This window comes from Mesorhizobium waimense (assembly GCF_003601975.1).
Taxonomy (GTDB): Bacteria; Pseudomonadota; Alphaproteobacteria; order Rhizobiales; family Rhizobiaceae; genus Mesorhizobium; species Mesorhizobium waimense.
Genome location: NZ_QZWZ01000014.1, coordinates 97,918 through 111,414, shown reverse-complemented (window position 1 = coordinate 111,414; position 13,497 = coordinate 97,918). Strand labels below are relative to the sequence as shown.

The 13,497-nt window shown below is 62.9% G+C and carries 10 protein-coding genes and 1 tRNA gene; 5 read left to right on the top strand and 6 right to left on the bottom strand.

Annotation, left to right across the window (positions count from 1 at the left end; translation table 11 throughout):
- Positions 1–9: 9 nt before the first annotated feature.
- Positions 10–1,353 carry a Ppx/GppA phosphatase family protein gene (locus D3227_RS19055; RefSeq protein WP_120015859.1) on the bottom strand — a complete coding sequence of 448 codons (1,344 nt, stop codon included), beginning with the start codon at positions 1,351–1,353 and terminating at the stop codon, positions 10–12.
- A 244-nt stretch (positions 1,354–1,597) separates the two neighbouring features.
- Here D3227_RS19055 and D3227_RS19050 point away from each other — a divergent pair, with 244 nt between their 5' ends.
- The 4 genes from D3227_RS19050 (at position 1,598) to D3227_RS19035 (ending at position 4,634) form a co-directional block, all read left to right on the top strand.
- Positions 1,598–2,527, top strand: a complete 930-nt coding sequence (locus D3227_RS19050) for a lysylphosphatidylglycerol synthase domain-containing protein (RefSeq protein WP_120015858.1) — start codon at positions 1,598–1,600, stop codon at positions 2,525–2,527.
- Positions 2,528–2,678: 151 nt separating this feature from the next.
- Positions 2,679–2,752: transfer RNA gene (locus tag D3227_RS19045), tRNA-Gln, on the top strand.
- Between the two features lie 196 nt (positions 2,753–2,948).
- Complete coding sequence (locus D3227_RS19040; RefSeq protein ID WP_120015857.1) at positions 2,949–3,581, top strand: hypothetical protein; 633 nt, start codon at positions 2,949–2,951, stop codon at positions 3,579–3,581.
- A gap of 570 nt (positions 3,582–4,151) precedes the next feature.
- Entirely contained in the window at positions 4,152–4,634 is a 483-nt protein-coding gene (locus D3227_RS19035; RefSeq protein ID WP_147377632.1) for a hypothetical protein, read from the top strand.
- A gap of 122 nt (positions 4,635–4,756) precedes the next feature.
- Here the strand turns inward: D3227_RS19035 and D3227_RS19030 are convergent, their stop codons facing one another.
- Positions 4,757–6,592: a putative bifunctional diguanylate cyclase/phosphodiesterase gene (locus tag D3227_RS19030; RefSeq protein WP_167480753.1), complete on the bottom strand. Its 1,836-nt coding sequence runs from the start codon at positions 6,590–6,592 to the stop codon at positions 4,757–4,759.
- A gap of 147 nt (positions 6,593–6,739) precedes the next feature.
- A complete protein-coding gene (locus tag D3227_RS19025; RefSeq protein WP_120015854.1) occupies positions 6,740–7,261 on the bottom strand; it encodes a putative pterin-binding protein in 522 nt (173 codons plus the stop codon).
- 381 nt (positions 7,262–7,642) lie between these two features.
- Here D3227_RS19025 and D3227_RS19020 point away from each other — a divergent pair, with 381 nt between their 5' ends.
- Positions 7,643–7,948 carry a hypothetical protein gene (locus D3227_RS19020; protein ID WP_147377630.1) on the top strand — a complete coding sequence of 102 codons (306 nt, stop codon included), beginning with the start codon at positions 7,643–7,645 and terminating at the stop codon, positions 7,946–7,948.
- Between the two features lie 73 nt (positions 7,949–8,021).
- Here D3227_RS19020 and D3227_RS19015 read toward each other — a convergent pair whose 3' ends face one another.
- From D3227_RS19015 to nirB, 3 genes are read right to left on the bottom strand one after another with little or no spacing between them, the layout of a single operon-like run.
- Positions 8,022–10,691 carry a nitrate reductase gene (locus D3227_RS19015; protein WP_120015852.1) on the bottom strand — a complete coding sequence of 890 codons (2,670 nt, stop codon included), beginning with the start codon at positions 10,689–10,691 and terminating at the stop codon, positions 8,022–8,024.
- A gap of 3 nt (positions 10,692–10,694) precedes the next feature.
- Positions 10,695–11,024 (bottom strand): nitrite reductase small subunit NirD, encoded by a 330-nt coding sequence (gene nirD / locus D3227_RS19010; protein ID WP_120015929.1) that lies wholly within the window; start codon positions 11,022–11,024, stop codon positions 10,695–10,697.
- 5 nt (positions 11,025–11,029) lie between these two features.
- Positions 11,030–13,480: a nitrite reductase large subunit NirB gene (nirB, locus tag D3227_RS19005; RefSeq protein ID WP_120015928.1), complete on the bottom strand. Its 2,451-nt coding sequence runs from the start codon at positions 13,478–13,480 to the stop codon at positions 11,030–11,032.
- Positions 13,481–13,497 lie beyond the last annotated feature (17 nt).

Genomic DNA, 13,497 nt, shown 5'->3' with positions numbered 1-13,497 from the left:
TTTTCGGGATCATGCTCTGACCCGCCCATCACCGCGCCAGACGCCGTCATCGGCCATCAGCTCGCTCAATATGCCTTCGCGCAGGCCGCGGTCGGCGACGCGCAACCGCTCGGACGGCCACACAGCGCGGATCGCTTCCAGTATGGCGCAGCCGGCGAGCACCAGGTCGGCGCGATCGGCGCCGATGCAGGGATTGGCGACGCGTTGCTGGAAATCCCAGCCGACCAGTTTTTCGACCATGCGGTCGACACTGTCGCGGTCCATCCACAAACCGTCGACGCGGCGGCGGTCGTAGCGCTCAAGGTCGAGATGGACGCCGGCCAGCGTCGTCACCGTGCCGGAGGTGCCGAGCAGGTGGAAATTCGGACTGGCGAGCACATGAGCCAGCCGGTCGCGCCCGTCGAAGGCCTTCAGCCGCACCGCGACATCCTCGACCATGGCGGCGAAGGTCTCGCGCGTCACAGTACGGCCGCCAAAGCGCTCGGCCAGCGAGACGACGCCGACCGGCAGCGAGGTCCAGGAGACGATGTGGTTGGCGAGCCGCGGCGAACGATGCCCGGTGAGGTCGATCAGCGCGATCTCGGACGAGCCGCCGCCGATATCGAACAGGACGACGCCTTGCGTGTCGCGCTCGACCAGCGAACCGCAGCCCGACACCGCCAGTCGCGCCTCCGTCTGGCGGTCGATGATTTCGAGCTTCAGCCCCGCCTCGCGCTCGACGCGATCGAGGAATTCGACGCCATTGTCGGCGCTGCGGCAAGCTTCAGTGGCGATCAGCCTCGCCTTCCTGATCTTGCGGTTGCGGAGCTTGTCGCCGCAGACCTTCAGCGCCTCGACGGCGCGGTCCATGGCGGCCTGACCAAGGCGGCCATTGGCGGTGAGCCCCTCGCCCAGCCGGACGATGCGCGAGAAGGCATCGATGACCCGGAACTGGCCGTGACGTGTCGGCACAGCGACCAGCAGGCGGCAATTGTTGGTGCCGAGATCGAGCGCGGCGAACACCGGAAGTTCCTGCATCGGCGGCCGGCCGTGCTGCGGCCGGGGCGCTACCGGCGAAGGCGCGGCTTCGGGCGGACGGCTCACCGGGGCGGCACTGGCGGCTGGCGCCGATGCCTTCGCGGCAGGATTGTCGTCGCGGGCGAAAACCTTGCGGCCGCGCCGGCGCTTGCGCCGTTTTCTTGATTTGCCTTTCTGGTGCTGGGCCTCGCCCGCCTCGTCAGCATGCCTGCTGCCTGGCCCCGCATGGCGATCGTGATGCCGCCCGGCGGGCGGGCTTGCCTGGCCTGGCGGCATCGGCGAAGCCCTGGACACGCCCACTGCCGGCGCACCAGCGCCGGTGTCGTGGTCTTCCACTTCAGTTCCTTCCGGCGCCGCGCGAACCGGAGGCCGGACGCAGCAGGCGCTTAAATGTTTCAAGTTGCCGCCAGACTAACAGCGCCGAGCCGGATCACCAAGAGCGCATGCGGGTGAATTTTCGCGGCGCAATGTGACGGCAGCGCTTCGCTGTTGAATAGCCGGCTTCAATCAGGCATGTCTGAAATCGAGGGCGGACTGGGAAAGAGACGCGGGGCCAAAGCCTGACCATGAGCTGCGACGCATGAACTGGAGGCGCTATCTCTGGCCGGTCATCGGCATTGCGGCGGTCATCTTCTCGCTCCTGCTTTTGTGGCACGAACTGCGCGGCATCTCGATCGACGACGTCTGGGCCGGCATCATCGCGATCCCGGCGCGCGGCTGGCTGCTGGCAGCCTTGAGTTCCGTCATCGCCTACGCCTCGCTAGCCGGCTACGACCACATCGCGCTTTTGCATATCGGCAAAAAGGTCTCGTGGCTGTTCGTCACCTTCTGCTCCTTCACCACCTACGCGCTGTCGCACAACATCGGCGGATCGGTGTTCTCGGGCGCCGTGATCCGCTATCGCGCCTACGGCACCAGGGAACTCACCGGCCAGGATGTCGGCGTGCTCGTCGCCATCTGCTGGATCACCTTCGTGCTGTCCAGCCTGTTCGTGGGCGGCCTCGTGCTGGTGTTCGAACCCGAGATTATAGACCGTTTTTCCGGCGCCCCGCATCACGGGCTGGCGATCGCCGCCGGCCTTGCCATGCTGATCCTCGTCGGCGCCTATGTCTTCGGCAGCTGGCTGCATCTGAAGCCGCTCAAGATCGGCAGCTTCCAACTGCATTATCCGGCGCTGCCGATCGTGGCTCGGCAATTGCTGATCGGCCCGATCGAGCTTTTGGCGGCGGCGGCGATCATCTTCTTTGCGCTGCCCGCCGGCAACCCAGGCTATTTCGTCATCCTCGGCGTCTTCCTGGTGTCGTTCTCGGTGGCGCAGATCTCGCATGCGCCGGGCGGACTCGGCGTGTTCGAGGTGGTGTTCCTCGCGGGCCTGTCGCATATGGACCCGGTCGGCGTTCTGGCGGCACTCCTGGTGTTCCGCCTGTTCTACCTGATCATCCCGCTGCTGATCGCGCTCTGTGTCGTGCTGTTCTTCGAGCACTCGCAATACAGCCGGACGGAGAACTGAGGCGCTTTCGCCCCCATGGCTAAGCCGGGAGCGCCAAAAGGCAGCGATTGAAACGCAGCGCGGGGTTGACTATTTTCCGGCGGCGGCTACAAGGCAGCGCTCGCGGCACACAGCCGCCCGCTTCGCGCGGGTCGTTACCGACCGCGCCTGCTGGGGAATAGGTTAACGGTAGACCCACGGACTCTGACTCCGTTAGTCCTGGTTCGAATCCAGGTTCCCCAGCCAAAATTCCACAACAGAAACATGGCTTAGTGGGCAATTTTGCCCCGTTTTCACTTTGCTTCGCTGCAGATAGACCGCACCCCGCGCGTCACTTTTGGGCTGTTTGAGGCGGGCGAGATTCCCGGAGCGAAAAGATTAGTGGCCGCTGGGGCGTGCCACTGGCTAAGCTTCGTGAAAGATTCCTGCACGAGGCCGCGCAATGCCCACCGATAGCCAGTACATTCTCGAAAGCATCAAGCAGGGATGCGTGATGCTTACCGATGACGAGTTCTTCATCGACAGGCTGGTGAAGTACTTCGGTAACGGGAGGATCCGGTGGCACGTCGAATTCCGTGGGCATCGCATCGAGCTGACGACAGGCCAGCTCAAGAAGCAGTCTACCTTCCGCAGGAAGATACTCGAACAGGCTGATGTGCTGCCGCCCCAGCGTGCCGGGGCCAGCTACAGGCGATGGGCCATCGATCTGAGGAAGAATGCCGTTGAGCTTCCTTGGCGGGATAGACCGGTCGATATCGGTTTCGCCATCGACAGGCTTGCCAGCCACGGGGATGGGCGCTGGACGGTTGAATACCAAGGCAAGGCAATCAAGTTCACGACGACCAAACTCCGCAGGCAAGTTAGTTTCCGTAAGCGCATGCTGGCCAAGGCCAAGGTCCTGCCGCCCCAGTTGAACCCAGTTGCCTATCGGAAGTGGGTGGACTGGCTCATTCAAAACGCCATCCAAGCTGTACCGCAGGCCGGCGATGCCTTGATGACAGAGAAAAGTTGGCTTGACGACCTGCCAGAGCTAGCCGGCTGGCAAAATGAAGCGCCGCTCCAAGAGACAAACTAGGGCGACGCAGTATCTAAAAGCACAAGCAAAGGAGCCAAGGGTGTCAGCGGACAATCGACCCTGGGGCCAACTCCAACAGTACCCGCAATATCCTGATATTACAAAGAGTTCAGTGTCCCGCCCGATGAAAGTACGATCCGCTCAGATTGATATGTCCTGGGATTCGCCGTTACTCCGTTTGATCGTTCCTTCGAAACGTCGCCCGGAGATGGCCGCAGCAAAACCGTTCCAGTCAATCCATCGAGCACTTGACCGGGAATTCTATCGTCGTGGATGCCGTATCAGTGACTTCGCCCAGCAGGCGAACCTCGCCTCTGTCCGTTAGGTGCGGTTTGAAGTCGTCATGCCAATATGGATTTGTCATCGCCGGCCTCACGACCGGCCACCATTATCAGCAATTTGTGCTTGACGAGGGGTCGACCGACGCCGGATGGCAGTGACCGGTTCTTTTTCGGTCCAGGATTCGTAGGTCTGGTTCTGTGGGCTCGATGATTAAATTGGCAATTGGCCGCCTCGGGCAAAAACACCGGTTTCACCGACCATTCCGCCCTGTTCCAAGCGGAGACAGACGTGGCAGATGTTCCTTACTACTACTACGGAGGCGAGGAAGACGACCCCGGCATTGAGGGCGAGATTCGGTACAAACCCATCGTCGAGCTCAAGGAAGGGCTATCTAAGCCCCTTGTGCAGGTGATCGCCCGTCTCAATCTGCTGGGGCATACCTATTGTGGGTTTGACACTTCCCGTTTCACTTTCCGGCACCTTCGCGACGCGCCGGCAAATGTCGATGTAAGCACCGTCTCAGCAGACTATGGCGAGGGCGGTGAGGACTTCGGAAAGTTCTTCGTGCGCAAACTTGCGCCTCGCCTCGGCCTAATTAAGCACCTCGAGGATGACCCGGTTGAACATGCCGCAGTGTCGTTCGGCGTAGGCCATGGCCTATTCCCCCGGCTGCACGGCATGGGCGGGGCCGGTCGGAAGTACCGCTTGCGGTACTTCTGCCTGCGCGGCCTCGATGCCGGCCAGTTCGAAAGGATGCGCGCCCTCGGGTAGTCGCCGCAGGGCGATGACAAGCGCGCCAAAGCGATCCCAGCCGTCGGTGCGGGCCATTAGTTCGCGATGGGCTCGACGGTTGATCAACCCATTCCGCCGCGATTTGGTTGGCCCGGGATTGATCAGGCCGAGAGGTTTAGCCTGGACCTGGCCTTGGCTTTGAGGCTGCCTCGCCGTGCGATCAGCTGATTTGTCAGCACTTTCACGTCGATGGGTTCCGACATGAAAAACCCTTGGGCGCCGTGGCATCGTTCGGCGATCAGGAAAGCCAGCTGCCCTTCTGTTTCGACGCCTTCGGCCATGACGACCAGGCCAAGTGAATTGGCCAATGCGATGATCCCCCTGACCACGTCCTGCTTCTTCCCGGACGACTCCAGATCGTTCAGGAACGATCGATCTATCTTCAGGCGATTGAGGTCGAGGTCGGCAAGGTAGCCGAAACTTGAATATCCGGATCCTAAATCGTCGAGCGCCAGACTGACGCCGAGGTCTCGAATTTTCGACAAAGTGTCCAAGGCGTCCCTGCTCTGGATGAACACGCCTTCCGTTATTTCCAGCTGCAGGCGCGACGGCGGCAATCCGGTCCGCCGCAGCACCTCGACGAGGTGAAGGAAGAAAGCATCCTCCTGCAGGCTCTTGCCCGAAGCATTCACCGCGCAGACGAAATCGTCGGCGGAAATCGACATCCAATGCGCTGCCTGCGCGCAGGCCTTGCTCAGCACGATCTTGTCGATTTCCAGTATCAAGTCACTCCGTTCCGCTGTCGGAATGAATGAGTCAGGCAAGCGCACCGCTCCCGAAACGCGGTCGCGCCAGCGGACCAGGGCTTCGGCGCCGATCATGCGCCCGGTCGCCAATTCGAACTGCGGTTGCCAGACCAGGAAATACTCATCGCCATTGAGCGCCCGCTTGATCGCCGCTTCCTCGCCGAGCTGCACGTCGATCTGGCTGAGGATCGCGGGCGAGTAGGTCACGAACCCGGAACGTCCCTCCGCTTTCGCGACATAAAGGGCGCTGTCTGCGTTGCGCAGCAAGGTGGAGATATCCGAACCATGGTCCGGGAAGGACGCCATGCCGATGCTGGCGCCAATGCGCACCTGGTGGCCATCCAGATCGGCAAAGCGGTTCAACTGCTCGCGAAGACGATGTCCCAGATCCGCCGAGTGGCCATCCCCGATCGCCATAACGGCGAACTCGTCGCCTCCCAAACGGATGGCGGCCACTTCATCGGGACGTTCGACCGACTGCAGGGTTTCGGCAACGGCTTTCAGCAGCAGATCGCCGATGTGATGGCCGAACGTGTCGTTGACGCTCTTGAAGTGGTCGAGGTCGATCAGAAACAGTCGAAGTTGCTTGCCGGCCAGCCTTGCCCGCTCCAGTAGCCCGTCCCGGTTGGCGGACATCCAGGCGCGGTTCTTCAACTCCGTCGTCGCATCTTGCCAGGCGAGAAATTCGAGCTTCCTGATCGTCTCCCGACGACCGATCAGCAACACGGCGGTTCCTATCGCGAGCGCCGACAAGACCGTCAAGGCAAAGGCAATCTGGAAGTTGAACCTGTTCAGGTTCTTCTCCGCCGAATAAAGATCGACGTTAACTTCCTCCCCGTATTTGTAGTATTCATCGTTCATGCGAGCGACGATCTGGTCGAGCTCACCTGCCACATCTTTCAGGCTGTTTTCGTTTAGAGGCACGCCGGCCGCAATGACGGCGTCAAGCTGCTTCACCGCGTCGTTGACCCGCGGCACGATACCAGCATAGGCGGGGATTTCGCTGATGGTGTCGCCACCATCGATGCGCTCGAAACGGATGTAGATCAGGTCGTTCGCGGTCGACAGTTTCTCGAGGCTTTCCGGTGATTTGGGAGCCGCCTGGGCAAGCGAAATCATGTCCCGCAGGTGCGTCACGTCGCGTATAGCAATGTGGAACTCACGAATGGCGAAGAAGCCGAAACGCGGCATCGCGGACTCTATCCTGCTGATGCTCGTGAAGAGCACTGCGATCAGGATGGCTGAGCAGATGGCTGCCGACGCTGCCGCGGCCGCGTAGGTTGCAGGAACCCGCCAGGCTGTGCTTCTAAACCACATAGCTGGACGTCACGCTGGGGTTCAATTGCCTGGCGCGATCGTCTTTATCAACCAGATCCATCGCGGTTTGCGAACCGGCGTATCAAACGCCGGATGGTCTTCGAGAGGGTAGATCAGCCGCGTGGGACCTTGCGTGCGCCTTGTCAGCAGCTGGCCGTCCTGGCGAGTGGCAAGAAGAAGAGGACCTTCGGTCCAGTCTTCCTTCGGGATTGTCTGCACATAGTCGTCCTGCGCCCGCAGCACGACGGATCCCTCGCCGTCCAATCCGATCAGCTTGAGCACATCCCGGAACAAAACACCCTGAAACTTAAGCTGCCCCTTTTCGAAAGGACTTGGCGTGGAAACGCTGTAAAGATCGAGCTTTTCCAGCTGCCGCAATGTGACCGGGATCGATTCCCCGTTCTTCTCAACCTTAAAGGCGATGGTGTCGGGCGGCTCCGGATATTTGGCGGGCTCCAGGGCGACTGCCGGCAACACGCCGATCGCGGAAACAACCAGCAGGATCAGGCTGCGGCGAAAGGCGAAGAATCTTCCCTTGAGCATCGACACAACGCAGTCCTTTCCATTTTATGGTCAGTACCAACTCTTGCCGGCTCGCCGATACTGTCGGCAGAACAGCTATCTTTCCATCGAATGATTGTTTTTCAGTTAGCTTTTGGTTTCACGCACCATCGTTGCTGACTGCGGCTACAAGGGAGCGCTTGCAGCGTAAGTCGCCGTTTCGCACGGTTCGTTGTCGCCCGGATTTCGCCCGGCGACGGCCGCTGCGGCAAGCAAGCCGCCCAAGCCGGTGAATATATTAGCAATCAACGATATGTTAACGGCTGTGATGCAGCCTTTCGGCATTGGGGGCAGGAACCAACCTCCGATCGACGTTCCAGCGCCCTCTGGGCCGGGACGTTCGACCGATGCGGAGCAAAACGCATGAGTGTCGAAACAGCATTGGCACAGTTGCTGCGGATGATTCACTGCCGCGCCCTGACTTTGGCGGCGTTGCCGGACGATGAGAGAGATCTGCACTACGATCTCATCCGCCTGTCATGTTGCGGAGCCGCCGAACAGATTGGGCAAAGTCCAGACAAGGCCGCCGTCACGGCAAACAGCGTGGTTGAATTTACGCGCGCAATGGTCGGGGTCATCGAGGCAGGCCGCGGGCCAGACGCGGGGCGAAGCGCCAATTTGCCGCTGGGCGACAGTTCGACAGTTTGGCAGCCTGGGCGATCGCAGTAGCTTCATCGCCATGCCAGCCAGCCTTCAAAGGGCGACGCGTCACGAAGGCTAAGGAGCCCGCTCTTCGTCCCCTTCACTCCGCCGCCTGTACCCGCCTCGCCTCGATGATCACCCGGATTTCTGCGCGGCAGGAGCCGCAATTGGTGCCGGCCTTCAGCGTCTCACCGATGGAAGCGACGGTCGTGCATCCGGCCGCCACTGCCGCAGCGATCTGGTTGGCGCCGATGCTGAAGCAGGAGCAGACGGTGGCGCCGGCATCGGGCCGCTCGGCACCGGCGCGGCCGGCGACGATGCGGAAGCGCTCGCGCTGGCCGGCATGGGTTTCCTCGAGCTGTTCGGCCGCCCAGCCGCGCGACACGGCGACCGGGCCGGGCGCGACGAACAGCGCGCCTTGAAGGCGCTCGGCGTCGAAGGCGGCGATGCGATGCTGGCCGGCGTCGCGGTCGTGATAGGCGAGCGTGTCAGATGTCGGCGGTGCGCCGAACAATGATGCGGCGAAGCCTGCCCAATCGGTGTTGTCGTCGGCAAAGGCCAGCTCGACCCGCCAGCCACCCCGGCATTTGGCCACGGCCCAGTAAGTTGCCGTAACCGACGCCGGGCGTTCTCGCGTCACGGCGAAACCGAAGGCTTTTGCGGCAAATTTCTCGATGCGCACTGCGACATGTTTCAAAGCCGGCTGGCCGGAAACAGGATCGGTGAGCGACGCCGTCAGTGCATCGAGCCGGCCCTTTGCCGCGAACTGGTCGGTCCAGTGCATCGGGGCAAACAGGCTGCCCTGGCGCTGGCGTAGTGTCACCAAGGCTCGCACTAGAACCTCGCCGCGCGGGCTGGAGATGCGCACGATGTCGGCGTCGCCGATGCCAAAGCGTTGCGCATCGGCCGGGTGGATCTCGACGAACGGCTCGGCGATGTGCTGTGACAGGCGCGGACTCTTTCCGGTGCGCGTCATGGTGTGCCAGTGGTCGCGGACGCGGCCGGTGTTGAGGATCAGCGGGAATTTTTCGTCGGTGCGGGTATCCGTAGCTGGACGGATGGGGATGAAGCGCGCCTTGCCGTCGGGCGTGTAGAAGTTGCCGTTGGCGAAGAAGCGGGTGGTGGTTGGGGGGCTTTGGCTCGGCGCTGGCCACTGGAAGGGAGCCAGCCCGTCGTAGTCTTCTACATCGACACCGGCATAAGCCCCGATGTCGAAATCCCGCGCGCCATCATTCTCATACGCCGACAGCGCGGCGTGCTCGGCGAAGATCTCCGCCGGCGAGGCATCTGAAAACGCCTCGCCAAAACCCATCCGCTTCCCCACCTCGGCTATGATCCACCAGTCCGGCCTCGCCTCGCCTGGCGTGGGCAAAAACGCCCGCTGGCGCGAGATGCGGCGCTCGGAATTGGTGACGGTGCCGTCCTTCTCGCCCCAGGCGGTTGCCGGCAGCCGGACATGGGCGTGGCGGACGGTGTCGGTGCTGGCCAGCACGTCCGAGACCACGACGAAGGGACAGGCCTTGATCGCCGCCTCGACGGCGTCGGCATCCGGCATGGAATCGACCGGGTTGGTGGCCATGATCCACAGCGCCTTGATGCGGCCGTCGCCCACGGCCTTGAACATGTCGACCGCTTTCAGGCCGGGCTTGTCAGCCATAGAAGGCGCATTCCAGAAGCGACGCACGCGGGCTCGATGCGCTGGGTTTTCGATTTCCATATGGGCGACGAGCATGTTGGCCATGCCGCCGACCTCGCGGCCGCCCATGGCGTTGGGCTGGCCGGTCACCGAAAACGGCCCTGCCCCAGGCTTGCCGATCCGGCCGGTGGCGAGATGGCAGTTGATGATGGCGTTGACCTTGTCGGTGCCCGAGGACGACTGGTTCACGCCCTGGCTGTAGACGGTGACGGTTTTCTCCGTCCGGGCAAACAGGCCGTAGAAGCGGCCAAGCTCGTCCTCGCTGAGGCTCGTGGCTTCTGCGATGCCGGCAAGGTCGAGCTTCGAGGCGGCGAAAAGGGCTTGGCCGAAGCCGGTCGTGTGCTCGGCGATATAGGCGCGGTCCAGCGCATTGTGCTGGCCGAGATAGGCGAGCAGCCCGGTGAACAAGGCAACGTCGCCGTCCGGCGCGATCGCCAGATGCAGGTCGGCGATGTCTGCCGTCATGGTGCGGCGCGGATCGATCAGCACGATCTTCATCTCCGGCCGCTTTTCGCGCGCCGCCGCGATGCGCTGGTAGAGCACGGGATGGCACCAGGCGAGATTGGAGCCGACCAGCACGATCAAATCGGCAAGCTCAAGATCCTCGTAGGTTCCCGGCACCGTGTCGGAGCCGAAGGCGCGGCGGTGGCCGGCGACCGACGAGGCCATGCAGAGACGCGAATTGGTATCGATATTGGCCGAGCCAACAAAACCCTTCATCAGCTTGTTGGCGACGTAATAATCCTCGGTCAGCAACTGTCCCGAGACATAGAAGGCGACCGAATCCGGGCCGTGCTCGGCGATGGTTTGCGAAAAGGTCGAGGCGACGCGGTCGAGCGCCTCGTCCCAGCCGGCGCGGCGGCCGTAAACTTCGGGATGAAGCAGCCTGCCGTCGAGGTCGATGGTCTCGGCCAAGGCCGAGCCCTTGGAACAGAGCCGGCCGAAATTCGCCGGATGGTCAGGATCGCCGCGGACCGACACTTGCCCGTCCGCGGCGATCTTGGCCAGCACGCCGCAACCCACCCCGCAATAGGGGCAGGTGGTCCTCACCTCGCGCGCTGCGTCGATCTCCATGTTTCAGGCCGCGCGGCTGGCCAGCGCTTCCAGCGCGATGAACAGACGCTCGCCGTCGATTTTCACCTGGATGGTGCGCACCACGCCCTCATCGGCGCCGAGCGCCTTGCCCGTCTCCAGCGAGATCACCCAGTTGTGCAGCGGACAGGTCACGGCCGCGCCATGGACGATGCCCTGGCTGAGCGGCCCGCCCTTGTGCGGGCAATGGTCGTCAATGGCATAGACCTGGTCGTCCGCGGTGCGGAAGACGGCGATCTTGCCCTCGGGCGTGGCGACGCAGCGCGCGCCGCGGCGGGGGATATCGGAGAGCGTGCCGATAGCGATCCAGTTCATCATGCTCACTCCGCCGCCTCTGCGAACCCGACCGATGCCATCGGCCGGAATTCGTGCTTGTCCTTGCCGGAGACGCGCTCCGACCATGGGTCGACCTGGGCAAATTTCTGGCTGAAGACGAAGCGCTCGTGGTAGGCCTTGCGCTTCTCGGCATCGTCCATGATCTGGCGCTTGATCTCGGGAATGCCGACGCGCTTGGCCCATTTGTAGATGCGCTCGAGATAGCGGCCCTGCTCGCGGTACATCTGGGTCAGCGCCACGATATGCTCCAGCGCCTCGTCTTCGGTCCTGACCAGGCCGAGCACTTCGGTGCCCTTGATGTCGAGGCCGGCGGCCCCGGCGAAGTGGATCTCGTAGCCACTGTCGACGCAGATGACGCCGACGTCCTTGCAAGTGGCTTCGGCGCAATTCCTCGGACAGCCCGACACCGCCATCTTGACCTTGGCCGGCGTCCACGAGCCCCACATGAACTTTTCGATGCGGATGCCGAGACCCGTCGAATCCTGCGTGCCGAAGCGGCACCAGTCGGAACCGACGCAGGTCTTCACCGTGCGCAGACCCTTGGCATAGGCGTGGCCGGAGACGAAACCGGCTTGGCCAAGATCGGCCCACACCGCCGGCAGGTCTTCTTTGCGGATGCCCAGCATATCGATGCGCTGGCCGCCGGTGACCTTGACCATCGGGATCTCGAACTTGTCGACGACATCGGCGATGGCGCGCAGTTCGGATGCGCTGGTCACGCCGCCCCACATGCGAGGCACCACGGAATAGGTGCCGTCCTTCTGGATGTTGGCGTGGACACGCTCGTTAATGAAGCGCGACTGGTAGTCGTCGGCATAGTCGTTCGGCCAGTCGCAGACGAGGTAGTAGTTGAGCGCCGGCCGGCATTTGGCGCAGCCGCAGGAGGTCTTCCATTCCAGTTCCTGCATGACGGCGGGAATGGTCTTCAGGCTCTTGGCCTTGATCAGCCGGCGAACCTCGTCATGGCCAAGCGTGGTGCAGCCGCACATGGGCTGGACGGCGGCCGGGTTGTACTTGTCGCCGATGGTCAGCACCATCAGCTTCTCGACCAGCCCGGTGCAGGAGCCGCAGGAGGCCGAGGCCTTGGTGTGGGCGCGCACGTCGTCGAGCGAGGTCAGGCCCTTGGCCGTGATCGCGCCGGTGATCTTTCCCTTGCAAACGCCGTTGCAGCCGCAGATTTCCGCATCATCCGGCAAGGCTGCAACGGCCGCCATAGGGTCCAGCGGGGCACCCCCCTGGTATGACTGGCCGAAGATAAGGGTGTCGCGCATCTCCGAAATATCGGTCTGCTTCTTCTTGAGGTCGTTGAACCAGGCGCCGTCGGCCGTCTCGCCGTAGAGCACCGTGCCGATGATGCGGTCGTCCTTGAGCACCAGGCGCTTGTAGACACCGGCCGAAGCATCGCGCAGCACGATCTCCTGGCGGTCGTCGCCATCGGCGAAGTCGCCTAGCGAGAACAGCTCGATGCCGGTGACCTTGAGCTTGGTCGGCGTGTCCGAATGGACGAAGGCGGCAGCCGCGTCGCCGGCGAGCTGGCTGGCGGCAACGCGCGCCATCTCGTAGAGCGGCGCGACCAGGCCGTAGACCATGCCGTTGACCTCGGCGCACTCACCGAGCGCGTAGATATCAGGATCGTTGCTGCGCATGCCGGCATCGACGACGATGCCGCGATTGACGGCAATGCCGGCTTCCTTGGCCAGCGCCGCGTTCGGCCGGATGCCGACCGCCATCACCACCAGCGTCGCCGGGATGACGGTGCCGTCGGCAAGCTCCACCTGCTCGACCTTGCCGTTGCCGGTGATCGCCTGCGTGTTGGCCTTGGTGATGACCTTGATGCCGCGCTCTTCCACCGCGCGCTGCAGCAGGTAGCCGGCTGCCGGATCGAGCTGGCGCTCCATCAGCGTCGGCATGACATGCAGCACGGTGACGTCCATGCCTTGCGCGTTGAGACCGGCCGCGGCTTCGAGCCCGAGCAGGCCGCCGCCAATGACGACGGCCTTGGCCCGCGACTGGGCGGCAAGCATCATCGCGCGGACGTCGTCCAGGTCGCGATAGGTCAGCACACCCGGCAGATTGTGGCCCGGCACCGGGATGATGAACGGCACCGAGCCGGTGGCGATGACCAGCTTGTCGTAGGGCTCGGTCACGCCGTGATCGGAGGTGACGGTCTTGGCCTGCCGGTCGATGGCGACGATCTTGTGGCCCTTGTAGAGGGTGATGCCGTGCTTGATGTACCAGCCATCGCCATGGATGATGATTTCCTCATAATCCTTTTCGCCCGACAGAACCGGCGACAGCATGATGCGGTCGTAGTTCACGCGCGGCTCGGCGTTGAAGATGGTGACCTGGTAGCGGTCTGGCGCCTTTTCCAGCAGATGCTCCAGCATGCGCCCGGGGGCCATGCCGTTGCCGATGATGACGAGTTTTTCGGTCATATTCCTGATCCGCTCCA